23 protein-coding genes and 1 pseudogene are annotated in these 26,311 nt (G+C 74.0%); 14 read left to right on the top strand and 10 right to left on the bottom strand.

Translation table 11 applies throughout. The features are described 5' to 3' along the window. Nucleotides 1-350: 350 nt before the first annotated feature. The 4 genes from ykgO to AB0958_RS33405 all read right to left on the bottom strand — a co-directional run bounded on the left by ykgO (nt 351) and on the right by AB0958_RS33405 (nt 1,842). Nucleotides 351-473, bottom strand: coding sequence for a type B 50S ribosomal protein L36 (gene ykgO / locus AB0958_RS33420; RefSeq protein ID WP_240858519.1), 123 nt, complete (start codon nt 471-473; stop codon nt 351-353). Nucleotides 474-491: 18 nt separating this feature from the next. Further along, nucleotides 492-752 carry a type B 50S ribosomal protein L31 gene (locus AB0958_RS33415; protein ID WP_366894215.1) on the bottom strand — a complete coding sequence of 87 codons (261 nt, stop codon included), beginning with the start codon at nt 750-752 and terminating at the stop codon, nt 492-494. 34 nt (nt 753-786) lie between these two features. Next, nucleotides 787-951, bottom strand: a complete 165-nt coding sequence (gene rpmG / locus AB0958_RS33410; protein ID WP_046728127.1) for a 50S ribosomal protein L33 — start codon at nt 949-951, stop codon at nt 787-789. 117 nt (nt 952-1,068) lie between these two features. Continuing rightward, a complete protein-coding gene (locus AB0958_RS33405; protein ID WP_366894214.1) occupies nt 1,069-1,842 on the bottom strand; it encodes a sulfite exporter TauE/SafE family protein in 774 nt (257 codons plus the stop codon). Between the two features lie 180 nt (nt 1,843-2,022). Here AB0958_RS33405 and AB0958_RS33400 point away from each other — a divergent pair, with 180 nt between their 5' ends. The 4 genes from AB0958_RS33400 to AB0958_RS33385 all read left to right on the top strand — a co-directional run bounded on the left by AB0958_RS33400 (nt 2,023) and on the right by AB0958_RS33385 (nt 5,792). Beyond that, nucleotides 2,023-2,493, top strand: coding sequence for a DNA starvation/stationary phase protection protein (locus tag AB0958_RS33400; protein WP_366894213.1), 471 nt, complete (start codon nt 2,023-2,025; stop codon nt 2,491-2,493). A 180-nt stretch (nt 2,494-2,673) separates the two neighbouring features. Then, a complete protein-coding gene (locus tag AB0958_RS33395) occupies nt 2,674-4,077 on the top strand; it encodes a glutamine synthetase family protein (protein WP_366894212.1) in 1,404 nt (467 codons plus the stop codon). After that, nucleotides 4,077-5,222: an amidohydrolase family protein gene (locus AB0958_RS33390; RefSeq protein ID WP_366894211.1), complete on the top strand. Its 1,146-nt coding sequence runs from the start codon at nt 4,077-4,079 to the stop codon at nt 5,220-5,222. The genes AB0958_RS33395 and AB0958_RS33390 overlap by 1 nt, the downstream gene beginning before the upstream one ends. Before the next feature lie 42 nt (nt 5,223-5,264). Then, on the top strand, nt 5,265-5,792 hold the full coding sequence (locus AB0958_RS33385; protein WP_165939308.1) for an NUDIX hydrolase family protein: 528 nt from the start codon (nt 5,265-5,267) through the stop codon (nt 5,790-5,792). A gap of 23 nt (nt 5,793-5,815) precedes the next feature. Here AB0958_RS33385 and AB0958_RS33380 read toward each other — a convergent pair whose 3' ends face one another. Continuing rightward, entirely contained in the window at nt 5,816-8,035 is a 2,220-nt protein-coding gene (locus AB0958_RS33380; RefSeq protein ID WP_366894210.1) for a SpoIIE family protein phosphatase, read from the bottom strand. Nucleotides 8,036-8,220: 185 nt separating this feature from the next. Between AB0958_RS33380 and AB0958_RS33375 the strand changes: the two are divergent. The 4 genes and pseudogenes from AB0958_RS33375 to AB0958_RS33360 all read left to right on the top strand — a co-directional run. After that, nucleotides 8,221-8,481 (top strand): annotated as a pseudogene (locus AB0958_RS33375) (hypothetical protein); the annotation flags it as partial. Nucleotides 8,482-9,061: 580 nt separating this feature from the next. Further along, nucleotides 9,062-13,324, top strand: coding sequence for a cation-translocating P-type ATPase (locus AB0958_RS33370; protein ID WP_366894209.1), 4,263 nt, complete (start codon nt 9,062-9,064; stop codon nt 13,322-13,324). A 126-nt stretch (nt 13,325-13,450) separates the two neighbouring features. After that, a complete protein-coding gene (locus tag AB0958_RS33365; RefSeq protein WP_366894208.1) occupies nt 13,451-13,816 on the top strand; it encodes a DUF779 domain-containing protein in 366 nt (121 codons plus the stop codon). Nucleotides 13,817-13,959: 143 nt separating this feature from the next. Then, on the top strand, nt 13,960-15,132 hold the full coding sequence (locus AB0958_RS33360) for a phosphodiester glycosidase family protein (protein ID WP_366894207.1): 1,173 nt from the start codon (nt 13,960-13,962) through the stop codon (nt 15,130-15,132). 36 nt (nt 15,133-15,168) lie between these two features. Here the strand turns inward: AB0958_RS33360 and AB0958_RS33355 are convergent, their stop codons facing one another. The 5 genes from AB0958_RS33355 to AB0958_RS33335 form a co-directional block, all read right to left on the bottom strand. Next, a complete protein-coding gene (locus tag AB0958_RS33355; RefSeq protein ID WP_132887893.1) occupies nt 15,169-15,363 on the bottom strand; it encodes a hypothetical protein in 195 nt (64 codons plus the stop codon). A 138-nt stretch (nt 15,364-15,501) separates the two neighbouring features. After that, the gene (locus AB0958_RS33350) at nt 15,502-16,584 is read right to left on the bottom strand and encodes an acyl-CoA dehydrogenase family protein (RefSeq protein ID WP_366894206.1); all 1,083 of its coding nucleotides are present in this window, start codon (nt 16,582-16,584) and stop codon (nt 15,502-15,504) included. Further along, nucleotides 16,581-17,798 carry an acyl-CoA dehydrogenase family protein gene (locus AB0958_RS33345; protein ID WP_366894205.1) on the bottom strand — a complete coding sequence of 406 codons (1,218 nt, stop codon included), beginning with the start codon at nt 17,796-17,798 and terminating at the stop codon, nt 16,581-16,583. The genes AB0958_RS33350 and AB0958_RS33345 overlap by 4 nt, the downstream gene beginning before the upstream one ends. Next, nucleotides 17,795-18,763 (bottom strand): NADPH:quinone oxidoreductase family protein, encoded by a 969-nt coding sequence (locus AB0958_RS33340; protein WP_366894204.1) that lies wholly within the window; start codon nt 18,761-18,763, stop codon nt 17,795-17,797. Before AB0958_RS33340 ends, AB0958_RS33345 begins: the two co-directional genes overlap by 4 nt. A gap of 88 nt (nt 18,764-18,851) precedes the next feature. Continuing rightward, nucleotides 18,852-19,421: an XRE family transcriptional regulator gene (locus AB0958_RS33335; protein WP_366894203.1), complete on the bottom strand. Its 570-nt coding sequence runs from the start codon at nt 19,419-19,421 to the stop codon at nt 18,852-18,854. Nucleotides 19,422-19,606: 185 nt separating this feature from the next. Here AB0958_RS33335 and AB0958_RS33330 point away from each other — a divergent pair, with 185 nt between their 5' ends. From AB0958_RS33330 to AB0958_RS33305, 6 genes are all read left to right on the top strand, one after another. Next, nucleotides 19,607-21,175, top strand: a complete 1,569-nt coding sequence (locus AB0958_RS33330; protein ID WP_366894202.1) for a N,N-dimethylformamidase beta subunit family domain-containing protein — start codon at nt 19,607-19,609, stop codon at nt 21,173-21,175. A 53-nt stretch (nt 21,176-21,228) separates the two neighbouring features. Further along, entirely contained in the window at nt 21,229-22,767 is a 1,539-nt protein-coding gene (locus AB0958_RS33325) for an ATP-dependent DNA ligase (RefSeq protein WP_366894201.1), read from the top strand. Beyond that, complete coding sequence (locus tag AB0958_RS33320; protein WP_366894200.1) at nt 22,764-23,231, top strand: NUDIX domain-containing protein; 468 nt, start codon at nt 22,764-22,766, stop codon at nt 23,229-23,231. The genes AB0958_RS33325 and AB0958_RS33320 overlap by 4 nt, the downstream gene beginning before the upstream one ends. 75 nt (nt 23,232-23,306) lie before the next feature. Continuing rightward, the gene (locus AB0958_RS33315; RefSeq protein WP_366894199.1) at nt 23,307-24,692 is read left to right on the top strand and encodes an NADP-dependent succinic semialdehyde dehydrogenase; all 1,386 of its coding nucleotides are present in this window, start codon (nt 23,307-23,309) and stop codon (nt 24,690-24,692) included. 25 nt (nt 24,693-24,717) lie between these two features. Then, nucleotides 24,718-24,954, top strand: coding sequence for a DUF6213 family protein (locus tag AB0958_RS33310; RefSeq protein WP_132887885.1), 237 nt, complete (start codon nt 24,718-24,720; stop codon nt 24,952-24,954). 289 nt (nt 24,955-25,243) lie between these two features. Next, nucleotides 25,244-26,308: a type III polyketide synthase gene (locus AB0958_RS33305; RefSeq protein ID WP_366894198.1), complete on the top strand. Its 1,065-nt coding sequence runs from the start codon at nt 25,244-25,246 to the stop codon at nt 26,306-26,308. The last annotated feature ends 3 nt before the right edge of the window (nt 26,309-26,311 follow it).

Below are 26,311 nucleotides of genomic sequence, written 5' to 3'. Positions count from 1 at the left end.
CCTCTTCCTGCTGAACCAGCAGTTGGAGTGGCTCAACGGCCAGGGCGGCCTCGCCTTCTCCACGGCCCGGACGAAGGACTCCTCAACCCGCCTGCGCGCGACCGGCCCGGCGCGGGACGGCGCCCGGCCCGGCGCGGGACGGCGCCGTGCGTGACTGCGGACGGGCACACCCGCCACCGGCCTGGGCCACGGGACCGGGACCGCCGTCCAGCCGTACCCGGCGGCCCGGCCGACAGGTCGGTGGACAGCCGCAGGACGCGCCGGGCCGAGACCGCCGGCCATCCCACGCCGAGACGCCGGACGGCCGCCCGGCTGGGGTGCCGGGCGGCCGTCGGGGGACCTGTCCGTCGTCAGCCCTGGCGGGCCTTGAAGCGGGGGTCCTTCTTGTTGATCACGTAGACCACGCCGCGGCGGCGGACCACCTGGGCGCCGGGCCTGGCCTTCAGTGAGCGCAGGGACTTGCGCACCTTCATGTCTCTGTCCTCCTCGGGTCAGCCGCGGGCGGGGGCGGTGCGGCCGTAGCGGCGCTCGAAGCGCTCCACCCGGCCGGCGCTGTCCAGGACCCGTGTCCGGCCGGTGTAGAAGGGGTGCGACGCCGACGAGACCTCGACGTCGATCAGCGGGTAGGTGGTGCCGTCCTCCCACTCGATCGTCCGGGACGAGTCGGCGGTGGAACGGGTCAGGAACGCGGTGTCCGCGGCGCGGTCGCGGAAGACCACGAACCGGGAGTCGGGATGGATGCGGGACTTCATGGGGTTCCTTCCAGGGGCGGTGGGGTGTTTCGCGTCAGCGCTCTTCGCGGAAATCCACGTGGGCGCCGGCCACCGGGTCGTACTTGCGCAGGACCAGCCGGTCGGGGTCGTTCCGGCGGTTCTTGCGGGTCACGTAGGTGACGCCCGTCCCGGCCGTCGACTTCAGCCTGACGACGGGACGCGCGGTGCTGCGGGCCATGAGGTCCTCCCTTCCTCCACACCCGGAGTTCGTGATCCGAGCATGTCAATCACGACCGGTCCAACAACGCCCCCCGCCGTCGCATTCCCGGGCCGCGCTCCCGGGCCGCGGGACCGGCTAGCGCAGGAGCAGTTGCAGACCGCCCACGATCGTCGCCGCGATGACCAGCTGCTCGAACAGCCGCTGGTTGATCCGGTTCACGGCCCACTTCCCGAGGAACGCGCCGGGGACGACGAACGCCACGAGGGCCGCGTCGAGCAGCAGCGACTCGCCGTCGATCAGGCCGAGCCCGGCGCTGAAGGGGACCTTGGAGACGTTCACGATCAGGAAGAAGAAGGCCGACGTGCCGAGGAAGCCGAGTTTGCGGAAGCCGGCCGACAGCAGGTACATCGACATCACCGGGCCACCCGCGTTGGCGACCATCGTGGTGAAGCCGCCGAGGACACCGTACGAACCGGCCTTCGCCCGGCCCGCCCGGGTGGTGACCGCGTCCGGGTCGTCCGGCCCCGCGGCGGAGCGCCGCCGCCACAGCGTGACGCCGGCCATGAGCAGCAGGATCGCGCCGATAGATGTTCGTACGACCCCGTCGCCGGCCCACACCAGGAACAGGGTGCCGATCACCACTCCCGCCGCCACCGCCGGGAACAGCCGCCACAGCGTCGGCCAGTGGGCGTGCCTGCGGTAGGTGGCGACGGCCAGTACGTCGCCCGCGATGAGCAGCGGGAGCAGGACGCCGGTGGAGGCGCGGGCCGGGAGGACCGCGGCGAAGACGGCGAGGCTGACGGTGTTGGCGCCGCTGACGGCGGTCTTGGAGAAGCCGACGAGCAGTGCGGCGAGTGCCAGGGCGGCGAACCCCCAGCCGGATATGTGCCAGAGCGTCATCGTGTTCATGCGGAGACCGATGCTATGTCCGGACAAGCCCCCGCGGTAAGTACCGTCCGGCGTGAGTACCGTCCCACCGATCGGCCCCGGCGCGCGTTTGCTCCTGGTCAGCGGGGGCATTCGGGCTTCCACGACCGCTCGGGACGAGCCTCCGGGCGAACCGCTCAGAACGGAAGGAAGACGCGCGCCATGACCGTGGTGAAGAGCACGCTGCCCGACGGGGCACTTCAGGTCACCGGGACTGCTCTGCAGGAGACGCTGGTGGATCTGCTGGGCCTGTCACTGGTCGGGAAGCAGGCCCACTGGAACATCGTGGGTCCGCGCTTCCGGTCGATCCACCTCCAGCTGGACGAGGTGGTCGCCACCGCGCGCGCCTACTCCGACACGGTCGCGGAACGCGCCGCCGCCCTGGGCGTGCCGCCGGACGGCCGCCCGGAGACCATCGCGGCGGCCTACGCGCTGCCGGACGCCAAGGAGGGCTGGCTGCGGGACGACGAGGTCGTGGAGCTGATGGTGCGGACGCTGGAGGCGGCGATCGGACGGCTGCGCGAGCGGATCGCCGCGACCGACGAGCCCGACCCGGTCACCCAGGACCTGCTGATCACCATCACCGCCGACCTGGAGAAGCAGCGCTGGATGTTCGCGGCCGAGAACAGCTGAGCGCCGGGGACGTCCTCCCCGTGAACCGGTCCGACGTGCACACGTCGGACCGGTTCGACGTGTGCACGCGAACCCGGCCGCCCGACTCCCCGGCGCCGGTCCGCGTTCCGCGGTTCGGCGCGGGAAGCGTGAAACCCTGACCGGTAGGCGCGCATCCGAGCCCGTCGAGGAGGACGTCGTATGCCACCCCTGGTCGACCCCGTGCCCGGCGGGCACCCCGGCGATCTCGCCCGTGCGCACGCCCTGGCCCACGAACTGTCCGCACAGGGCGTGCGCGGCATCGTGCTGGCCTACGTGGACACCGCCGGGATCTGCCGGGTGAAGACGGTCCCCTGGCAGGGGCTGCACTCGGCGGTGGCCCGGGGCGTCGGCATGTCGCCGGTGTTCGACACCTTCCTGGCGAACGACGCGATCGTACGCACCGACGTCCTCGGCTCCCCCGACGGCGACCTGCGGCTCTACCCGGACCTGGACCGGCTCGTGGTACTGGCCGGGCAGCCCGGCTGGGCGTGGGCGCCCGTCGACCGGCTGACCCAGGAGGGCGACCGGCACCCGGGTTGCAGCCGCACCTTCCTGCGCCGGGTCGTCGCCGACGCCGAGGACCGGCACGGCGTCACCTTCCGGGCGGGCGTCGAGATCGAGTGGTCGCTCGGCCGGGCCGGCGCACCGGCCGACGAGTTCACGCCCGCGACCTCGGGTCCGGCGTACGGCGCGACCCGGCAGATCGAGCTGAGCGACTACACCGCCGACCTGCTCACGGCCCTGGAGGCGCAGGAGGTGCCGGTCGCCCAGCTGCACCCGGAGTACGCGCCGGGCCAGTTCGAGCTGTCCACCGGCGCCCTGGACCCGGTGGCGGCGGCCGACCAGAGCGTCCTGGTACGGCAGACCGTTCGCGCCGTCTCGCAGAAACACGGCCTGCGGGCCTCCTTCGCGCCGGCCGTCGCGGAGCGGGGTGTCGGCAACGGTGGCCATCTCCATCTCTCCGTGTGGCGCCACGGCGTCAACCTGCACGCCGGGGGCGACGCCCGGTACGGCATGACGGCCGCGGCGGAGTCCTTCGTGGCCGGGCTGCTGACGCACCTGCCGGCGCTGACGGCGGTGACCGCGCCGAGCCCGGCCAGCTATCTGCGGCTCAAACCCTCCCAGTGGGCGGGGGTGTACACGGCCTGGGGCCGGGAGACCCGCGAGACCGCGATCCGCGTCGTCACCGGCACGACCGGCCACCAGAGCGAGGACGCCAACCTGGAGATCAAGCCGGTCGACCTGGCCGCCAACCCGTATCTCGCGCTCGGCTGCGTGATCGCCGCGGGACTCGACGGGCTCACCACGGCGGCGCCGCTGCCCGCCGAGGTCACCGGCGACCCGGCGACGCTGATCCCCGACGAGGCGGTGGCCCGGGGGGTGCGGCGGTTGCCGACCTCGCTGCCGCAGGCCGTCGAGGAGTTCCGCAAGGACGAGGTGCTGCGGGCCGCGCTCGGACCGGTTCTCGCGGACGCGGTGATCGCCGTGCGCGAGGGCGAGACGGGATCCGTCGCCGGGCTCGACGACGCCGGGGTGGCGGCGGCCTACCGCTGGAAGTACTGATGACGGGGCCGGTCAGGGAAGCCCTCGACGCGCTGCCCCTCATCGACCACCACTGCCACGGCGCGGTCGCCGCCGACCTCACCGCGCCGGAGTTCGCGGCGCTGCTCACCGAGGGCGAGGCCTGGCCGGGCGTGTCACCGTTCGACAGCCCGGTGGGCATCGCCGTACGTCGGCACTGCGCGCCGCTGCTCGGCCTGGACCGGCACGCCCCGGCCGCCGACTACCTGGCGCGCCGGGCGGAACTGGGCTGGCAGGAGGTCAACCGCCGGTTCCTGAGGGCCGCGCACGCCGAGGCTTTCTGCCTGGACACCGGGTACGCGCCGGACCCGGTCACCTCCCCCGCCGAACTCGCCGAGGCGGCCGGCTCCGCCGCCTACGAGGTGGTGCGGCTGGAGGGCGTCGCCGAGGAGGTGGCCGCGCGGGGCGTCGAGGCGGGCGAGTACGCGGGCGCCTTCCGGGCGGCGGCCGAGGCGGCGGTACGGCGGCCGGGGGTGGTCGCGGTGAAGTCGGTGGCCGCCTACCGCACCGGGTTCGACCTGAACCCGGTGCGGCCCACGTACGCCGAAGTGACCCGGGCCGCCGCGCTGTGGCTGGCGGACGGCGGCGGCCGGCTCACCGACCCGGTGCTGATGCGCCATCTGCTGTGGACCGCCGTCGCCCTCGGGCTGCCGCTCCAACTCCACGCCGGTTTCGGGGACTCGGACCTCAGGCTGCACCACGCGGATCCGGCGCTGCTCACCGACTGGCTGCGGCTGACCACCGGCACCGTCCCGGTACTGCTGCTGCACTGCTGGCCGTACCACCGCCAGGCCGCCTATCTGGCCACGGTGTTCGAGCATGTGCACCTCGACGTGGGGCTGGCGCTGCACTACGTGGGCGCGGCGCGGGCCGGGGCGGTGCTCGCGGAGGCGATGGAGATCACCCCGTTCCGCAAACTGCTGTACAGCTCGGACGCCTATGGTGTGGCCGAGTTCCACCATCTCGGGGCGCTGTCCTTCCGGCAGGGGCTGGCCGGACTGCTCCAGGACCGGGTGGACGCCGACGAACTGAGCCCGGCCGACGCGGTGCGGATCGCCGCCTGGACGGGCCGCGAGAACGCCCGCCGCATCTACGGACTTCCCGCATCCGACACCGGCCGCGACTGAACGCGCGCCCCGCCCGGAAAGTATGATCAAGCAATGTCTGACATGACCGATACCACGCCCGGTTGGCTGTCCTCCGACGAGCTGGAGATGGCTCGCGCCCGCATGCCGATCCTGTACGTGGAGGCCGTGCCCGTGCGCGTCGACGACAGCGGCGAAGTCACCAGCATCGGACTGCTGCTTCGCATCGGCCCGGACGGCACGGTCAGCCGGACCCTCGTCTCCGGCCGTGTGCTCCACCACGAGCGGGTCCGCGACGCCCTGCTGCGCCATCTGGAGAAGGACCTCGGCCCGGTCGCGCTGCCCCGGGTACCGGCCTCGCTCCAGCCGTTCACGGTGGCCGAGTACTTCCCGACGCTCGGCGTCACCCCGTACCACGACCCGCGTCAGCACGCGGTGTCGCTGGCCTACATCGTGCCGGTCACGGGAGACTGCCGGCCCCGGCAGGACGCTCTGGACCTGGTGTGGTTCAGCCCGCAGGAAGCCATGCTGGAGGCCGTGCAGAGCGAGATGCCCGGCGGTCACGGAGTGCTGCTGAAGCAGGCCCTGGCGCATGTCGGGTTCGTGAGCTAGGAGTCGGCCGGCCGGACGCCGTCTCAGGGAGCGGCCACCTCGGCGGTGGCGGCGAGCCGGTCGCCGAAGCCGTTCGCGGCCGACCGGGAGGCCGACGCCTGGGCGGCGCTGCGGGCGGGGGCCGCCGGCGGGATGTCCTGTTCGGTCCAGATGCACTTGGCGTCGCTGAGGTAGCGGGCGCCCCAGCGCCGGGACAGGGCGGCGACCAGCTGGAGGCCGCGGCCCCCCTCGTCGGTGTAGGTGGCGTGCCGGATGCGGGGGGTGCTCAGGCTGCCGTCGTAGACCTCGCAGGTCAGGCTGCGGCTGCGCAGCAGCCGTAGCCGCATGGGCCCCTTGGCGTGCCGGATCACGTTGCCGACCAGCTCGCTCACCAGGAGTTCGGTGGTCATCGACAGTTCGTCGAGGCCCCAGCGGGAGAGCTGGTCGCGGACGAGCTCCCGGGCCCGGCCGGCCGCCCGGGGGTCGTCGGGCAGGCCGAAGGAGGCGACGTCGTCGGCGGGCATGGCCCGGGTGTGGGCGATGAGCAGCGCCGCGTCGTCGGTGGTGTGCTCCCGGTCCGGCAGCAGCTCCGAGACGACCGTGTCGCACAGCTCCTCCAGGCCCCGCGCGTCCGCCTCCTCGTCGGAGGAGGTGAAGCGGGCCGGGCGGACCGCGGCCCGGGACAGTACGCGCAGCAGCTCGGTCAGTCCCTGTTCGGCGTCCTGGGCGCCGGATTCGATGAGCCCGTCGGTGCACAGGACCACCAGACTCCCGTCGGGCAGCGGCAGTTCGTGCGCGGCGAACGGCGGCGTGGCGGCGCCGAGCGGTGGGTCGGGGCTCAGCACGGGGCTGTGGACGGTGCCGTCCGGGTACACGAAGACGGGCGGCGGGTGACCGGCCAGGGAGTAGCTGCACCTCCGGCCGACCGGGTCGTACACGGCGTACAGACAGGTCGCGTAGAAGTCCTCGCCGAGGTCGCTGACCAGGTCGTTGAGATGGCCCAGCAGTTCGTCGGGGGACATGTCGAGGTCGGCGAGGGTGCGGACGGCGGTGCGCAGCCGGCCCATGGTGGCCGCCTCGGCGATGCCGTGGCCCATCACGTCGCCGATCACCAGGGCGACCCGGTCGCCGGAGAGCGGGATCACGTCGAACCAGTCACCGCCGACCTGCTCGCCGCGGCCCGCGGGAAGGTATCGGGCGGCCGCGACGGCGGCGGGCGGTCTGGGCAGGGTGCGGGGCAGCAGGGCGCTCTGCAGTTCCTGGGCACGGGCGTGCTCCAGGTCGTACAGGCGGGCCCGCTCCAGGGCCTGGCCGACCAGGGCACCGCACGTGGTCAGCAGGGTGCGGTCCGCCTCGCCGAAGGAGTGCGGCCGGCTGTAGGACAGGATCGCCACCCCCACCACCCGTCCGGAGGCGGCCAGCGGCAGGAACGCCCACGCCATCTTCGGCGAGGTGCCCATCAGGATCCGGTCGGTGACCGCGGGGTAGCGCTGGTAGATGTCGGCCGGTGACTCCAGGAACAGCGGGCTGCGGGACCGCAGTACGTCGGTGACGGGCAGGCCCGCCTCGAGCGGCCCCTCGAACCGCTTCAGGTAGTCCACCGGGTAGCCGACCTCGCCGACCCGGGTGAGCCGGCCGTTCTCGAACACGGAGACGATCAGTCCCTCGGCGCCGAACGGGGCCAGGACGTGTTCGGCCACGGCTCCTACGACGTCCTGGACCGTCACCGCCTCGGCGAGCGCCGCGGTCAGCTCCGCGGCCCTGACGGTCCGCTCGTGCTCGGGCACGGACTCCCCGTGCGGGGGCCGGCCGTCGGCGCGCTCCAGGTGCTGGGCGGTCCAGGCGGCCACGGCATGGAGGAAGGACAGCTGTACGTCGTCGGGTCCGTCCGTCCCGGACAGCAGCACCGTCAGGGCGCCGATCGGGCCGCCGGCCCCGACCAGCGGTACCGCCACCGTGCCGGCGGCGCCGGTCGCGAGGCGGTCCCCGGCCGTCCGGACGAGGACACCGCGGCGCAGCGCACAGGACGGCGGCACGTCCTGCTCCTCGCTCAGCACGGCCCAGCGCCGGGCGGCCTCGGCGCTGACACCGTCCGACGCCACCAGGTCGAGCCGCCCCGTGCCGGGGTCCCATCGGTGCACGAGGGCGCCCCGGCCTCCGACGCCCGCCACCGCCTGCCGAAGCGCCAGGGCCAGCGCCTTCGCCCGCGCCCCCACGGCCGGGGACGGGTCGGTTTCGGCCCCCTCCGGGCGGTTCGGGCACATAACGACAGGTTAGCGCCGCGGATCGGGGCGACCACCGGAGAGGGGTCGGCCTCGGGGCGCCGGGCGGGGCTGTCGGCGAGCCGCTCAGCGGCTTACGAAATGTCCGCTCAATCCCGGATGACCCTTTGTGTTACGGGGCACTCAGCAGGCAGAAGGAGCGATCCCGGCAGTGACGAGGAGTAGTCATGGCTGAGCAGAAGACGTCCTCGGCCCTCACCGCGCCCCTGCGGAACGCGGCCTCGGCGGTGCGGAAGGTACCCGGCGCCGGAGCCGTGACCAAGGCCGCGGAGGGAACCCTGGACAAGATCGGTGCGGTGTCGCCCCGAGGCCGCCGGATGGCGGTGTACGCGGGAGCCGGGGTGTTGGGGGTGGCCGGAGTCGTGGAGTGGCCGGTCGCGCTGACCGGCGCCGCGGTGGCCTGGCTGACCCAGCCGCGGCCCGGGCAGGGCGAGAGCCCGGCCATGACGGCGACGACCGCGGAGACGACGGAAAGCGCGGGCCACGGCGCCTACGTGGCGATGGGCGACGCCGTGACGGAGCCCGGACCGGGCGCGGGCGTGGCGGGTCCGGGCCCGCTGCGCGGGGACGAGATGCCGGACGGACCGGCGACGGCGTCGGCCGGGTCCGCCACCACCGCGGCCGCGGCCGCCGCCCTCGGACCGGACGCACCGTCCGCGGCACCCCACGACCAGCCCGCACCCGCCGACCTCGACAGGCCCACCGGACAGCACCTGTCCACCGGCCTCGACGCACCCGCCGAGCAGGACGCCACGGCTGGACCGGGCATCTCCGCCGAGCAGGACACAGCGGCCGGCCCCGGCGGGCCCGCCGAGCAGGACACGGCAGCCGAACCGGGCACGCGCGCCGAACCGTACGACCTCGATCCGTACGACGACCCGCTCGCCCCACCCACCGGATCGACCGCACCGGGCCCGGCCGACGAGGACGATTCCCCCCACGTGGTCGCGCCGCCCGCCGACCCGACCGCGCCGCCCGCCGGCTGATGCAAACCGGGGGTGACGGGTGATGGCGTTCGGACTGCCGACAGTGCCGTCCCTGGCCGCGCGGGCGGTGTCCGCAGCGCCCGGGCTGCTGGCCAGGGCGGCCGCGCCGGGGATCGGCGCGGTCGCCGGCGCCGCCGCCGGGACCGCACGGGCCGGTGTCCGGAGCCTCGACACGGCCACCCGCATGACGCGCGCGGCACGCAACGCGCTGCTCGGGGCCGAACGGCAGTGGCGCTCCGGCGCCCGGGCGCACCTGGCGCTGCGGGCGGCGGACCCGGCGCGGGCCGGGAGGGCCGGCGGGGTACGCCGGCTCGCCGTGCAGGTCGCCGCCGAGCTGGCCGAGCACCCGGACGTGCTGTTCGCCTACTGGGACGAGGGGCTCGGGCGGCTGGTGGTGGCCGCGACCGAGGAGGCGGTCACCGACGACGTCCTGGCGTACGCGAGCGACCTCGCCGTCCGCTCCGGTCTCGTGGCGGACGACGGCGGCCCCGAGGACATCACGCACCCGGCGGACCGGCAGGGCATCCGCGCGGCGCTGGCGACCCTCGCGGCCGACCTGGTCGGCACCGGCGTGGGCGTCGCCGCGTACACGCTGCGGCTGCCGCCGTCGCCGCGGGCGGTGACCGCGGTGGTGACCGTCCTGCGGGAGAACCCCCGCTTCCGCGGCCTGCTCCGCGACCGCCTGGGTGCCGACGCCATGGACCTGCTGCTGACGTGCGCGAACGCGGCGGCCCACGGAGCCGGGCAGACCCCCGCGGCGCTGCTGCTCGACGGGGCCCTGCGCGGCTGCCGGCTCGCCGACACGATGGCGCGGGCGGCCGCCTTCGAGCTGTTCCACGACGAACTGTGCAACCCGGACCGGCCGAGCACCGGCGACGACGGCCGCCCGCGCCCGCCCCTGCGCACCACCCCGGCCGCGGACTACGCCAGCCACGCGTTCGCCGGCAGCGTCCTGGGCGCGGCCGCCACCCTGCTGGTCAAGCACGACGTCACCGAGGCGGCGGAGGCGGTGCTCGCGGCATCGCCGAAGGCCGCCCGGTACGGGCCGACCGCCTTCGAGTCGGTCCTCGGCGCCGTACTGGCCCGTTCGGGGCTGCTCTTCCGCGATACCGAGCGGCTGCGTGAGCTGGAACTGGTCGGCACCCTCGTGCTGCATCCGAGCGCGGTCCGGGGCGCGGACGGGGAGGCCGACCCCTGGACGGAGCCGGTGCTGGACGCGGCCCGGCGTGCCGGGCTGCGGGTCGTCCTGGTGGACGATCCGGCGCTGGAGGACTTCACCGGCCTCGCCGACCAGGTGGTGGACGCCCGACGGCCGCTGGACGACGTGGTGTGCTCCCTGCCCGAGGACTCGGGTGCGGTGATCACGGTGGCCCGGCTGTGGTCGGAGCGGGACCACGGGCTGTTGGCCGGGCTGCTCGCCGGGGACATCGCGCTCGCGCTCACCGACGCCGGCAGCACGGTCGTCTGGGGTGCCGACGCCCTCGCCCTGCACGGCCTGCCCGACGTGTGGCGGCTGCTGACCGCGATACCGGCCGCGCGCCGGGTGGGCCGGCGTTCGCAGATCCTGGCCCGGTCGGGGGCCGCGCTGTCCGGTCTGCTGGTGGCCGTCGGCGAGTCGAGGAGCGGGCGCGGCCGGCTGGCCGCGCTGCCCGGTATGCGGCACGCGCCGGTGGACGGTGCCGCCGCGACGGCACTGCTGTCGGGGACCTGGGAGGCGCTGCGGGTGGCACGGGCCGACGCGCCGCACCCCAGGGCCCGGGTGCACTGGCACGAACTGGGCGCGCGGGAGACCCTGGAGCGGCTGGAGCACGAACGGGAGCCGGGGTCGCCCGAGGAGCGGCAGCGGGCCGCGGAGCCGTCCCGTAACCCGCTGCTCACGCCGGTGCGGTGGACGCTGCGGCTCGCCGGTGCCGTGCGCAGCGAACTGGACGACCCGCTGACCCCGGTGCTGGCGGTCGGCTCGGCCGCGTCCGCGATCGTCGGCTCGGTGGTGGACGCCCTGCTGGTGGTCGGCGCGCTCGACCTGAACGCGCTGATCGGCGGCATCCAGCGGCTGCGGGCCGAACGGGCCGTGTCCGGGCTGCTCGCCGAGCAGAAGCGGCAGGCGCGGGTGGCGGACTCCCCCGACGAACCGGACACCCACACCGTCGACGCGGCGCGCCTGGCGCCGGGCGACGTGATCGACCTGCACACCGACGACGTGGTGCCGGCCGACGCCCGGGTGCTGTCGGAGGACGGCCTGGAGGTCGACGAGTCCGCGCTGACCGGGGAGTCGGTGCCGACGGAGAAGCACACCGCGGCGACCCCGCACGTGCCGGTGGCGGACCGGCACTCCATGGTCTTCGAGGGCACCACGGTGGCCGCGGGGCAGGCGCGCGCGGTGGTCGTGGACACGGGCGAGCGCACCGAGTCCGCCCGCGCCGTCCACCTGGCCGCGCGCACGCCGCCGGCCGCCGGAGTACAGGCCCGGCTGCACGAACTCACCGCGCAGGCCCTGCCGTTGACGCTGGGTGGCGGCGCGGCGGTCACCGGTCTCGCACTGCTGCGGGGCAGCCCGATCAGGGAGGCGGTCAGCGGCGGTGTCGCCGTGGCCGTGGCCGCCGTGCCGGAGGGGCTGCCGCTGGTGGCGACGGTCGCCCAGCTGGCCGCCGCCCGGCGGCTGAGCCGGGACGGGGTACTGGTCCGGGCGCCCCGGGCGCTGGAGGCGCTGGGCCGGATGGACACGGTCTGCTTCGACAAGACCGGCACGCTCACCGAGAACACCCTGCGCCTGGTGCGGGCGACCGACGACGAGGGACACGGCCACGCGGTGGGCGACGAAGGCGTGGCCGGCACCCTGCGGGTGGCGGCCCGGGCCTGCCCCCAGCTCGGCAACGGCGACGGGCCGCCGGACCACGTCACCGACGCGGCGGTTCTGGCGGCGGCCGAACCCGACCCCGACTGGGTCCAGTTGGAGGGACTTCCGTTCGAGGCGGCCCGCGGGTACGCGGCCGCCGTCGGCCGGTCCGGCGACGGACCGCCGCTGCTGGTGGTGAAGGGAGCACCGGAGACCGTCCTGCCGGCCTGCTCCGGCCTCCCCGAAGCCGCCTCGGCGACCGCGCAGTCGCTGGCCGCCGAGGGCCTGCGGGTCCTCGCCGTCGCCCAGCGCCGGCCCGACGCCGCGGAGGACGTCTCGGGCGTCCTCGAACAGCCTCTGGAGCAGTTGGAGTTCGTGGGCCTGCTCGCCCTCGCGGACTCCCCGCGCGAGACCTCCACCGCCTTGGTGCGCGGCCTCCAGGAGGAGGGCGTACGACCGGTGATGCTCACCGGCGACCATCCGGGGACCGCCCGGACGATCGCCGCGGAACTGGGCTGGCCCGCGGACACCGTCGTGGTGACCGGCGACGACCTCGCGGCCGCCGACCGCTCGGGCAGGGCTCGTGTGCTGCGCGACGCCGGTGTGGTGGCACGTGTCGCACCGGAGCAGAAACTACAGGTCATCGAGGCGCTGCGGGACGCGGGACGGGTGGTCGGCATGGTCGGGGACGGCGCCAACGACGCGGCGGCGATCCGGGCCGCCGATGTCGGCGTGGGCATCAACACCCGCGGTTCGGCCGCCGCCCGCAACGCCGCCGACCTCGTCCTGACCGACGACGACCTGACGGTGCTGATCGACGCGGTGCGGGAGGGCCGGGCGCTGTGGCACGGGGTCGCGGACGCCGTGGCCATCCTCATCGGCGGCAACGCGGGCGAGGTCGGTTTCGGTGTGCTCGGCACCCTGCTGGGCGGCCGGGCTCCGCTGTCCACCCGGCAGATGTTGCTGGTCAACCTGCTCACGGACCTGTTCCCGGCGATGGCGGTGGCGGTCACCCCGAAGGAGCCGGACGAGCCGGAGGACCCCGGCTCGCCGTCGGCCGCGCTCGGAGCGCCGCTGCTGCGGGGGATCCGGCACCGGGCGCTGACGACCAGCATGGGCGCGCTCATGGCCTGGCTCGCCGGCCGGGCGACACCGGGAACGGCCCGCCGTTCCAGCACGATGGCGCTGGCCGCGGTGGTCGGGACCCAGCTCGTGCAGACCCTGCTGGACCGCCGTGACAGCCCGCTGGTCCGGCTCACCGCGCTCGGCTCGGCGGCGGTGCTGGTCGCGCTCATCGAGACACCGGCGGTCAGCCACTTCTTCGGCTGCACGCCGCTGGGCCCGGTGGCCCTGACCGCGGTGGCCGCGTCGATCGCGCTGGCGGTCTGGAGTCAGCGCGCCCTGCCGTTCCTGGAGCGGAAGGTCACGGATCTGCTGCCCGGCACGTGAGCGCCTGCCGCCACCCGAGCGCTGCGTGCCCGCGGTGCGGAGCGGGTCAACGACCGCCGCTGGACGGCCGGATGGCGAGGCGTGAGACTGAGGGGATCCGACACCCCCGCCGCCAGGACGGTGACCATGGACGAGACGACAGCTCCGCCGCGGGTGGAGCTCACTGCGCGGGCCGCCGATCTGGTGCGTCGGCTGCACGCCGAACACGGGCCGCTGATGTTCCACCAGTCCGGCGGCTGCTGCGACGGCAGCGCGCCCATGTGCTACCCGGACGGCGAGTTCCGCACCGGCGGCTCGGACGTGCTGCTGGCCGAACTCGCGGTGGACGGCGTCACGGAGCCGGTCACCTTCTGGATGTCCCGCAGCCAGTACGAGGTGTGGAGCCACACCCGCCTGATCGTGGACGTGGTCCCCGGACGCGGTAGCGGATTCTCGCTGGAGGCGCCCGAGGGGGTGCGTTTTCTCACCCGTTCTCGCGTAGTCGACGGCTAGCCGCCCCGTAGGTCACCGACGTCTGCTGCACTTCCCTGTGTCCTGTGGAACTTGACGAGACATCAGGGGGTGCGGTGACGCATCGTCGGAGACGACCGGCAGCGACGACCCGAACTCTGTTCACGCTTCTCACCACGTCCGGCGTGCTGGCCGGTGCGGCCCTCACGGGGGCGGCACCGGCCGGCGCCGTGTCGGGGGCCGGCCGGATCTCGTCCGGGATCACCTATCGGCAGTTCGACGTCCCGGCGGCCAGGGGCACGGCCCACGCCCACGTCCTGACCGTCGACCTGACCGACCCGCACGTCCGGGTGGACCTGCTCACCCCGGGCGCGGTGGCCGCCCGTGCGCGGGTGTCCGCGATGGTCGACGCGGCCGGTGCCGTCGCGGGCGTGAACGGCGACTTCTTCGACATCACCGAGACCCAGCACCCGGGCGTCGAGGCGACCGGCGCGAGCGTCGGCCCGGCGATCGCCCACGGCCGGGTGCTCAAGTCCGCGGTGCCCACGGCCCAGCGGTTCGGTCCCTCGCTGCCGCCGGGCACCGCCACCACCGACGTCTTCGGCGTGGGCATGGACCGCCGGGCCCGGCTCGACCGGCTGGTGTTCACCGGCACGGTACGCACCCCCGCGGGAAGCCTCCCGCTGCGCGGGCTCAACCAGTACGCGCTGGCGCAGGGCACCGTGGGCGCCTACACCGCCGCCTGGGGTTCGGCCTCCCGCAGACGGGCCACCTGCGGTTCGGACGCCGACCGGGTGGCCGGCTGCAGCACCGACACCTTCGAGGTCCGGGTCCGCGACGGCAAGGTGGTCGGTACCTCCCGGGCCCCGGGCGGCGGCCCGATCGCGGCGGGTACGACCGTCCTGCTGGGCCGGGAGGCGGGCGCGGACCGGCTGCGTCGGCTCGTCAGGGGCGAACCGGTCGCGGTCCGCGGGCGGCTGGTGGCGTCCGGCGCCAGGACCCCCTACCGCTTCGCGGTCGGCGGCTACCCGGTGCTGCGCGACGGCGAGCCGTTGCCCGGTCTGGACGACAACGTCTCGGCCGTGCGTACGGCGGTGGGCTACGCGAGCGGGGGACGCAGACTCCTGCTCCTCGCCCTCGACGGCGCGACCGCCTACCGCAAGGGCATGACGATCGCGGAAGTCGCTTCGGAGATGCGGAAGTTGGGCGCGGCCGACGCGTTCAGCCTGGACGGCGGAGGCTCCTCCACGATGGTGGCCCGGACGGCGGGGGCGAAGACGGTGAGCGTGCTCAACCACCCGACCGACCGTCCGGAGCGCGCCGTGGCGAACGGCATCGGGGTGTTCTGGAAACCCTGACCGGCGGTCCCTGGGCCGACGGCGAGGGCCGTCGGCTCACGGCCGCAGGCTGCTGACCAGGTCGGCGGTCGCGGTGAGGCCCGTGCTGATGGTGGGCGCCATGCTGGTACTGGCCAGGAAGAAGCCGAGCACCATGCAGACCAGGGCGTGCGAGATCTTCAGCCCGCCCTGGCGCATGAAGAGCACGGCCACGAACAGGAGAAGCAGCACCACAGAGATGGAAACGGCCATCGCGAACCTCCTCCGCCACGCCCTGTCCGGGGCGCTCGGCCGCAAGTGTGGCGTAGCGGAGGGTCGGCCCGCGCAGGTGACACGTCCCCCGTTCGAGTGGTGTCACGCCGCGTGGTCAGCGTCGGGGCTGCCGCCCGGTCACGGCGCCTGGAGGTCGACGAGCCCGGCAAGCGTCTCCCGGTGCACCCCCGCCGTCCCGAAGGCGATCGAATCCGCCTTGGCGCGCTTCAGATACAGGTGGATCGGATGCTCCCACGTCATTCCGATCCCCGCGTGCAACTGCAACGCCTCCTCGGCCGCGTGCACGGCGACCGGCCCCGCGTAGGCCTGGGCGACGGCCACCAGGACATCCGCGTCCTCGCCGGAGGCGAGCGCGTCGGCCGCGCCCCGCGCGGCGGCCCGCAGGTTGACGACCTCCAGCCACAGCTGCGCCAACCGGTGCTTGAGCGCCTGGAACCCACCCACCGGCCGGTTGAACTGCTTGCGTTCCTTCAGGTAGCGGACGGTCTCCGTCAGCGCCCACTCGGCGACCCCGAACTGCTCCGAGGCCAGCAGCCCGGCCCCGGCCCGCAGCGCACGCCGTACGGCCGGTTCCGCGTCACCCAGGCGACGCCCCGCGGCCCCGTCGAGCGTGACCGTGGCCGGCGGCCGGGTGAGGTCGAAGGCCGGCCGCGGGGTGACGGTCACCGCCGCCGCCTCTACCGCGTACAGGCCGCCGTCGTCCCCCGGCACCAGCAGCACGTCCGCGGCGACCGCGTCCGCGATCCCGGTCAGCTCGCCGCGCAGCAGCCCGTCCTCGACCCGTACGGCGGCGAACGCGGCGCCCGGCGCCACATGCAGCCCGACGGCCAGCGTCCCGATCGTCCGCCCGGACGCCAGTCGCCCCAGCAGCTCCGCGTCGCCGCAGGCCAGCAGCGCCTCGGTCGCCACCACGGCACTGGTCAGATACGGCACGGGCGCCACCGCCCGCCCCAGCTCCTCCAGGACGACGGCGGCTTCCCGGTGCGAGGCGCCCTGGCCGCCCAGCTCCTCCGGCACCAGCAGACCGGCCAGCCCCATGCCGTCGGCCAGCGCCTTCCAGGCCGCCAGGTCGTGCGGGGCGTCCGACTCGGTGCGGGCGATGACGCCGGGGGCGTCACAGTGGTCGGTGAGCAGGTCCCGGACGGCGGAACGCAGCGCCTCTTCCTCCTCCGAGTACAGCAGGTCGGGCGGTGTGCTCATCGGGCCAGGTCCTTCCATGCGACGTCCTTGTCGGTGCGCGGCTCCGGGGGCAGGCCCAGGACGCGCTCGGCGACGATGTTCAGCAGGACCTCGCTGGTCCCGCCCTCGATGCTGTTGCCCTTGGCGCGGAGGTAGCGGTAGCCGGCGTCACGGCCGGTGAAGTCGACCAGTTCGGGCCGGCGCATGGTCCAGTCGTCGTACAACAGCCCCTCCTCGCCGCGGAGTTCCACCTCCAGGCCGCTGATCTCCTGGTTGAGGCGGGCGAAGGCGAGTTTCATGCCGGCGCCCTCGGGGCCGGGCTGGCCGGCGACGAGCTGCTGGCGCAGGCGTTCGGCGGTGAGCCGGGCGACCTCGGACTCCACCCACAGCTTCAGCAACCGCTGGTGCAGGTCGTGGGTGCGCAGCCCGGGGCGTTCGCGCCAGGTCCTCGCGACCGGGCCGATCATGCCGCCCTCGCGGGGCAGCCGCATGCCGCCGATGGCGACGCGCTCGTTGTTCAGCGTGGTCTGGGCGACCCGCCAGCCGTCACCGACCTCACCGAGGCGGTGGGCGTCGGGGATGCGGACGTCGGTCAGGAAGACCTCGTTGAACTCGGCCTCGCCGGTGATCTGGCGCAGCGGGCGCACGTCCACGCCGGGGTCGGTCATGTCGCAGACGAAGTAGGTGATGCCCGCGTGCTTGGGCACGTTCGGGTCGGTGCGGGCGATGAGGATGGCCCACCGGGAGTTGTGCGCGCCCGAGGTCCACACCTTCTGGCCGTTGACCACCCAGGTTCCCCCACTCTCGGCTTCGCTCGAGCGGGAGGGACCCCCATCCTCGCGCACGGCGCGGGTGCCGAGCGCGGCGAGGTCGGAACCGGCGCCCGGCTCGCTGAAGAGCTGGCACCAGACCTCCTCGCCGGTCCACAGCGGCCGCAGAAAGCGCTGCTTCTGCTCGTGGGTGCCGTACTTGAGGATGGTCGGCGCGGCCATGCCGAGGCCGATGCCGTTGCGCCGGGGGTCGTTGTCGGGGGCGCCGGCGGCTTGCAGCTCGGCGTCCACGACGGCCTGGAGGGAGCGCGGCGCCCCGAGGCCCCCGAGGCCCTCCGGGTAGTGCACCCAGGCGAGTCCCGCGTCGAAGCGGGCCCTGAGGAAGTCGAGTCGCTCCGTCGTGGCGGGCGGGTGGGCGGCCAGCAACTCGGCTGTGCGGCGCTTCAGTTCGGCGGCGTCGGTCATGCCTCGGCTCCCTTCGGTACGACGGCGACCCGGCCGGTGGTGACTCCGTCGCCGACCCGCTGCACGGCCGCCGCGGCCTCGGTCAGCGGCACCCGCTCGCTGACCAGCGGCTTGATGGCGCCGCTCGTGGCCAGTTCGGTGAGCTGCTCGTGGCAGTGCGCGATCAGCTTGGGGTTCTTGGTGGCGTACAGGCCCCAGTGCAGGCCGAGGATCGAGTAGTTCTTCACCAGGGCGTGGTTGAGCGCCGGGCTGGGGATGGTGCCGCTCGCGAAGCCGACGACCACGATCCGGCCCTCGAAGGCGACGACCTTGGTGGACTGGGTGTAGGCCTCGCCGCCGACCGGGTCGTAGACCACGTCGGCGCCGCGGCCGCCGGTGGCCTCCTTCACGGCGGCGACGACGTCCTCGGCACGCCGGTCGATCACGGCGTCACAGCCCAGTTCGCGGGCCACGGCCGCCTTGTCGGCGCCGCCGACGACACCGATGACCGTCGCCCCGGCCGCCTTGCCGAGCTGCACGGCCGCGCTGCCGACCCCGCCCGCGGCGGCGTGCACGAGGAGGGTCTCGCCGGCCCGGAGCGCCGCCCGGCGGTGCAGGGCGAACCAGCCCGTCTGGTAGCCGATGTGCAGCGCGGCGGTCTCGGCGTCGTCCAGCGCGTCCGGCGCGGGCAGCAGGGCGGCGGCGTCCGCGACCGCGTACTCGGCGAAACCGCCGTACGGCAGCGCGGGGTTGGCGATCACCCGGCGTCCGTCCTCGGTCTCCCCGCAGATCTCCACGCCGGGGGTGAACGGCAGCGGCGGGCGCACCTGGTAGTGACCCCGGCACATCAGCACGTCCGGGAAGTTGATGTTGGCGGCGCGCACCTTCAGCAGGACCTGGCCGTCGCCGGGGGTGGGCCGCTCCACCTCCTGGAGCCGCATCACCTCGCTCGGTTCACCGTTCTCGTGCACTTGCCATGCCTGCATGCGGTGCCTCCAGGGACTGCTCCGTCGGGGTCCACCGCATACTAAGCGGTCGCTTGCCACGGGGGGAACAGTGTCCTGGGTAACAGCCTCAGGTCTTGGGGCGCGCCCGGACGTGCATCCGCTCCCCCTGCGGCCCGAACAGGCTGAGGAACTCCACCGGCCCCTCCCCCGTCGACCCGAACCAGTGCGGCACCCTGGTGTCGAACTCCGCCGCCTCGCCCGCCCCGAGGACGACGTCGTGCTCGCCGAGCACCAGCCGCAGCCTCCCCGCCAGCACGTAGAGCCACTCGTAGCCCTCGTGGGTGCGGGGGTCGGGTTCGAGGTTCCGTCTGGGTTCGACCACCTTGAAGGCCTGGAGGCCGCCCGGCTGCCGGGTCAGCGGGTAGAAGGTGCGGCCGTGCCGCTCCATGGGCCTCGCCCGCACCCGGGGGTCGCCGACCGGCGGGGCGCCGACCAGTTCGTCCAGGGGCACCTGGTGGGCCTGCGCGATCGGCAGCAGCAGCTCCAGGCTGGGCTTGCGCAGCCCGGACTCCAGCCGGGAGAGGGTGCTGACGGAGATGCCGGTGGTCTCGGCCAGGGCGGCGAGGGTCACCTCACGCTCCTTGCGGAGCCGGCGCAGGCGTGGCCCCACGCCCGCGAGGACGTCGTCGGTGGTCATGGCAGGCATTGCAGTTTCGGCAACGCGGTTTGTCAATCCCGCGGCGGCGCGCCGTGCGCGGCCGGCCCACGGGGGTTACGGTCGCCGAAGCGCACCCGGCCACCCGCCAGGGCGACCGGAACCGCGCCGGAGAACCGGTCCCGGGGCTTCCCGGACCGTGACGACGAGCGGGCCGAGGAGACGGTGTGGACGGTCGAGAACGGCAGGGGGCACCGGCGGCGCCCGGGTCCGCAACCGCCCGCAGGCGGTTCCTCGGTCTGTGCGCGGGCGTCGGACTGGGGACGGCGGCCGCCTGCGAGCGGGCCTCCCCGGCCCGCCGGCCCGCCGCGCCGGACACCCGGCTGCCCGAGGCGGAGCGCGAGCGTCCGGGCACCGCCGACTGGCGCATCGGGTCCCTCGGCGCGCCCGACGCGATCGCCGGCTACGCCGACCGGGTGAGTGTGACACCGGGCGAGGAGTTCGGCCTGTCCGTGTCGACCACGGCCGCCGCGTTCCGGATCTCGGCGCTGCGGGTCGGCTGGTACGGCGGGCAGCGGGCCCGGCGGGTCTGGCACTCCCCCCGCATACCGGGCCGCGCCCAGCCGTCCCCCGGGATCCTCGCCGCCACCCGCACCGTGCGCGCCGGCTGGCCGCGCACGCTCACCGTGGACACCGCCGGCTGGCCGGCGGGGGCGTACCTGCTGCGCCTGGAGGCCGAGAGCGGCCACCAGCGGTACGTGCCGCTGATCGTCCGCTCCACGCACGGCGCCGGCCGCACTGTCCTACTGCACGCCCCGGCGACCTGGCAGGCGTACAACAGGTGGGGCGGGCTGAGCCTCTACGCCGGGTCCGACGGCGGTTACGCGGGCCGCTCGCTCGCCGTCACCTTCGACCGGCCCTACGACCTGAGCGGCGCGGAGAAGTTCCTGGTGTACGAGTGGGCCGCGGTCGTGCTGGCCGAACGCCTCGGCATACCCCTCGCCTACACCACCGGGACGGACGTGCACGCCGACCCGGGCGTGCTGGCCGGGGCCGCCGCCGTCGTCTGCCTGGGCCACGACGAGTACTGGACGCCCGAGCAGCGCCGCCATGTCACGGCTGCCCGGGACGCCGGCACCAACATCGCCTTCCTCGGCGCGAACACCTGCTTCCGCCGGATCCGGCTGGAGGCCTCGGAGACCGGCCCCGGGCGTACCGTCGTCTGCTACAAGTCCTCGTACACCGCCGACCCCTGTTTCCCCGCCCGGCCCGCCCTGGTCACCACCGACTTCCGCGCCGCTCCGGGCGCCGACCCGGAGTCCTCCCTCACCGGGGTGCTCTACGAGGGCTACCCGGTGGACGCCCCCTACGTCGTCACGGCGCCGGACCACTGGCTGTACGAGGGCACCGGAGTCCGCGCCGGCCAGGGCTTCGACCATCTGGTGGGCGTCGAGTACGACCGGGTCCCGCCCGGTACGACCGCCCCGGGCCCGCTGGAGATCACGGCCCACTCCCCGCTGGTGTGCGACGGCCGGAGCAGCCACAGCGACTCGGCGTACTACACCGTGGCCGGCGGTGCCGGGGTCTTCGCGTCCGGCACCATGCGCTGGGTGGAGGCGCTGATGGCGGCCACCGGCGACGGCGGCGGGCACCACGGCATGGACGCTGCCACCCGCGTCTTCGTCACCCGCACCACGGAGAACCTGCTGCGTGCCTTCGCCGAGGGCCCGGCGGCCCGCCACCGCCCGGCGCCGCGCCCCAACACCCGGCAGGTGTACGCGACCGCCCCGCCGTGACCCCGGCACCGGCACCGGGTGTCGGCGGGCCGTATCCGGAGCACTATGGCTGCATGCTGCTGACCCGGCTCGCCGAAGTGTCCCGGGAGGTGGCCGCCACCGCGGCCAGGTCCCGCAAGACCGCCCTGCTCGCCGAGCTCTTCCGGGAGACGGCCCCCGACGACGTACCGGTCGTCATCCCCTATCTGGCCGGGCGGCTCCCGCAGGGCCGCCTCGGCGTCGGCTGGAAGGTGCTGAGCCGGCCCGTCGAGCCCGCCGCCGAACCGACCCTCACGGTCCGCGAGGCCGATGCCCGGCTGACCGAGCTCGGCAAGGTCTCCGGAGCCGGTTCGCAGGCCGAACGGATACGGATCGTGGGCGAGTTGATGGGCGCGGCGACCGCGGACGAGCAGCGGTTCCTGCTCGGTCTGATCACCGGGGAGGTCCGGCAGGGCGCCCTGGACGCGGTCGCCGTCGAGGGGCTGGCCCGAGCGACCGGCGCGGACGCGGCCGACGTGCGGCGCGCGGTGATGCTCGCCGGGTCGCTCCAGGCGGTGGCCGAGGCGCTGCTCGCCGACGGCCCGTCGGCCCTCGCCCGGTTCCGGCTCACCGTGGGCCGCCCGGTGCTGCCGATGCTGGCCCACACCGCCGCCTCGGTCGGCGAGGCGGTACGGAAGCTGGGCGGCTGCGCGGTCGAGGAGAAGCTGGACGGCATCCGGGTCCAGGTCCACCGGGACGGGGGCACGGTGCGCGTCTTCACCCGCACGCTGGACGACATCACCGACCGGCTGCCCGAAGTCACCGGCGCGGCACGCGAGCTGGCGGGCGACCGGTTCGTCCTGGACGGGGAGGTGATCTCCTTCGACGCGGCCGGCCGGCCGCGCTCGTTCCAGGAGACGGCGGGCCGGGTCGGTTCCCGCTCGGACGTGGCGAGGGCGGCGCGCGAGGTCCCGGTCTCGCCCGTCTTCTTCGACGTGCTCGCCGTCGGCGACCACGACCTGCTGGACCTTCCCTTCGCCGAACGCCACGCGGAGCTGGCCCGCCTCGTCCCCGAGCCGATGCGGGTGCGCCGGGCGCTGGTGGCCGGGGAGCAGGACACGACGGCCGCCGAGGAGTTCCTCACCGCCACCCTCGACCGCGGCCACGAGGGGGTGGTCGTCAAGGCCCTGGACGCCCCGTACAGCGCGGGCCGCCGGGGCGCCGCCTGGCTGAAGGTCAAGCCGGTGCACACCCTCGACCTGGTCGTCCTGGCCGCGGAATGGGGCCACGGCCGGCGCACCGGCAGGCTCTCCAACCTCCACCTGGGCGCACTCAACCCGGACGGCACCCTGGCCATGCTCGGCAAGACCTTCAAGGGCATGACCGACGCGATGCTGGAGTGGCAGACCGCCCGACTGAAGGAACTGGAGATCTCGGACGACGGCCGGGTGGTGACCGTACGCCCCGAACTCGTGGTCGAGATCGCCTACGACGGCCTGCAGCGGTCCACCCGCTACCCGGCCGGCGTCACCCTGCGGTTCGCCCGGGTCGTGCGCTATCGCGAGGACAAGCGGCCTCAGGAGGCCGATACGGTGGAGGCCCTGTTGGCCGCCCACCCGGAGGTACGGCGTTGACGGAGCCGAAGCGGAGCGCGGGTCTGCTGTTGTTCAGGCGCACCGATGAGGGCGTCGAGGTGCTGCTCGGGCACATGGGCGGCCCGTACTTCGCGAAGAAGGAAGCGGGGGCGTGGGGCGTCCCCAAGGGTGAGTACGAGCCCGGTGAACCGGCCTGGGAGGCGGCCCGGCGCGAGTTCCGGGAGGAGCTGGGCCTGGCGCCGCCGGACGGCGAGGCGATCGCCCTGGGCGAGGTCCGGCAGGCCAACGGCAAGATCGTCACGGCGTGGGCGGTGGAGGCGGACCTGGACCCGGCCACGATCGTCCCCGGTACCTTCACGATGGAGTGGCCGCCCCGCTCGGGCCGGATCCAGGAGTTCCCGGAGCTGGACCGGGTGGCCTGGTTCGCCCCGGACCGCGCCCGCGAGGTGATCATTCCCGCCCAGGCCGCGTTTCTCGACCGGCTGGCGGAGCACTCGGGCTGAACAGGGGCCCACGCGTTGCGGTCGCCCGGACCGCGCGGGAAGGTCATAACAAGCCCGCTCCCAGGGAGGTCAGCCATGCCCATCGCCACGGTCAATCCGGCGAACGGCGAGACGCTCGAAACGTTCGAGCCCATGGACGAGGACGAGCTCGAACGCCGGCTCGAACTCGCCGAGGCGACGTTCCGTACGTACCGCACGAGCAGCTTCGCCGAGCGCGCCCGGCTGCTGCACCGGGCCGCCGACCTGCTGGACGCGGACCGGGACGACATCGCGCGCACCATGACCACCGAGATGGGCAAGCCGCTGAAGCAGGCCCGCGCGGAGGCCGCGAAGTGCGCGAAGGCGATGCGCTGGTACGCGGACCACGCGGAGGAACTGCTGGCCGACGAGGAGCCGGCCGAGACGGACGTGAAGGAGTCGGGCGCGTCCCGGGTACGGGTGCGCTACCGCCCGCTCGGGCCGGTGCTGGCCGTGATGCCGTGGAACTTCCCGCTCTGGCAGGTGGTCCGGTTCGCGGCGCCCGCGCTCATGGCGGGCAACGTGGGCCTGCTCAAGCACGCCTCCAACGTCCCGGGGACCGCGCTGTACCTGGAGGACCTGTTCCACCGGGCGGGCTTCCCCGAGGGCTGCTTCCAGACCCTGCTGATCGGTTCCGGCGCGGTCGACGACCTCCTGCGCGACGACCGGGTGAAGGCGGCGACGCTCACGGGCAGTGAGCCCGCGGGCCGGGCGGTGGCGGCCACCGCCGGCGAGATGATCAAGAAGACGGTGCTGGAGCTGGGCGGCAGCGACCCCTTCGTGGTGATGCCGTCGGCCGACATCGACCGGGCCGCGAGCGTCGCGGTGACCGCGCGGGTGCAGAACAACGGGCAGTCGTGCATCGCGGCGAAGCGGTTCATCGTCCACACGGACGTCTACGACGCGTTCGCCGAGAGGTTCGTGGCCGGCATGCGGGCGCTCACGGTCGGCGACCCGATGGACGAGGGGACGGACGTCGGCCCGCTCTCCAGCGAGCAGGGGCGCGCGGACCTGGAGGAACTCGTCGAGGACGCGAAGCGGTCGGGCGCCGAGGTGCTGTGCGGCGGGGAGCGGCCGGACGGGCCCGGCTGGTTCTACCCGCCGACCGTGCTCGCCGGGATCCACCGGGACATGCGGATCCACCGCGAGGAGGCGTTCGGGCCGGTGGCCACGCTGTACCGGGCCGGGGACCTGGACGAGGCGGTCCTCATCGCCAACGACTCACCCTTCGGACTGAGTTCGAACGTGTGGACGCGTGACGACGCGGAGGTGGACCGGTTCGTGCGGGACCTGGAGGCGGGCGGTGTGTTCGTCAACGGCATGACCGCCTCCCACCCCGCGTTCCCCTTCGGGGGTGTGAAGCGGTCCGGATACGGCCGTGAGCTGTCCGGGCACGGAATCCGGGAGTTCTGCAACATCACCACCGTTTGGCAGGGTGCGTGACGGTCGCGCGGCTACGATCCCGGGTGTGAACCGCGAAGTGACCCTGCCTCTGATCGTCGACGACCGCGGTACCTTGCAGGTGGCCGCGGCCGACGTGAGTAAGTTGTTGCGGACGTTGGGGGCGCGGTGGCTGCGTCTTGTCGAGGCCGACGAGGGCGGGCTGGACGAGGACACGGTGGCCGCTCTGACCATCGAGCTCGCGAAGCTGGCCGACCGGATCGACGTGGCCTGCATCGCTCACAGCAGCGGGCAGGGGGGGTAGCTCGGCGGGTGCGGGTCGCAGTGGGTGCGGTGCAGCACCGCGCGCCGCTGCGGCCACTGCCCTGACCTGGTCTTCTTCAGCCTTTTCCGCGGCCGGGGCGGACGGCGCGTCCTGCTCCTCGGGGGTACCTCCAGGGTGATTCGACCCTGACACGGGGTCACCGGTTCGGAGTAGTCCGACGCGAGATCGTCGCCCTCTCGGGTGATCGTGAGGGGACCACCTCCTGAGGTGAACCACCTTCCAACCGGCGGCCCCAAACCCGCCGGAAGGCTGAAAGCAGGCACGGTTCATGGCGACTTTGTGCAAACCCTCAGTGTCGGTCCCGGAGTACGTGATCACGATGGAGGAGACGCTGGAACTGGCGCGCTCCCACCACGAGAACCACCCGCAGCTGCCGTTGGCGCTGAGACTGATCGAGAACACGGGCGTTCGCACCCGGCACATCGTGCAGCCGATCGAGGAAACCCTCAAGCACCCCGGCTTCGAGGAGCGCAACAAGCTCTACGAGGCCGAGGCCAAGGCCCGGGTCCCCGCAGTCATCCAGCGAGCGCTCGACGACGCCGAACTCCTCACCACCGACATCGACGTGATCATCTACGTCTCGTGCACGGGCTTCATGATGCCCTCGCTCACGGCGTGGCTGATCAACGAGATGGACTTCGACTCCACCACCCGTCAGCTGCCCATCGCCCAGCTGGGCTGCGCGGCCGGCGGAGCGGCGATCAACCGGGCGCACGACTTCTGCTCGGCGTACCCGGACGCCAACGCGCTCATCGTCGCCTGCGAGTTCTGCTCGCTGTGCTACCAGCCCACCGACCTCGGCGTCGGCTCGCTGCTCTCCAACGGCCTGTTCGGTGACGGCATCGCCGCCGCCGTGGTCCGCGGCCAGGGCGGCACGGGCGTCGAGCTCGAACGCAACGGCTCGTACCTGATCCCGAAGACCGAAGAGTGGATCATGTACGACGTACGGGCCACCGGGTTCCACTTCCTGCTGGACAAGCGGGTGCCCGCGACGATGGAGCCGCTCGCTCCGGCCCTCCAGGACCTGGCGGGACTGCACGGCTGGGACGCCGCCGACCTGGACTTCTACATAGTCCACGCGGGCGGCCCCCGCATCCTCGACGACCTGAGCAAGTTCCTCCAGGTCGATCCGCACGCGTTCCGGTTCAGCCGGTCCACGCTCACCGAGTACGGCAACATCGCGAGCGCCGTCGTCCTGGACGCGCTGCGCCGGATGTTCGACGAGGGCGGCGCCGAGCACCAGGCGCGCGGCCTGCTCGCCGGGTTCGGTCCCGGCATCACCGCGGAGATGTCGCTGGGTCGCTGGCGGCGTTCGGACGAAGGGGCGGCCTGACCG

Origin of the sequence: Streptomyces sp. NPDC006655 (genome assembly GCF_040703965.1) — a bacterium.
In the GTDB taxonomy this organism is placed as follows: Bacteria; Actinomycetota; Actinomycetes; order Streptomycetales; family Streptomycetaceae; genus Streptomyces.
Note: the sequence above shows the minus strand (reverse complement) of the source record. Positions and strands in the feature narration are given on the sequence as shown.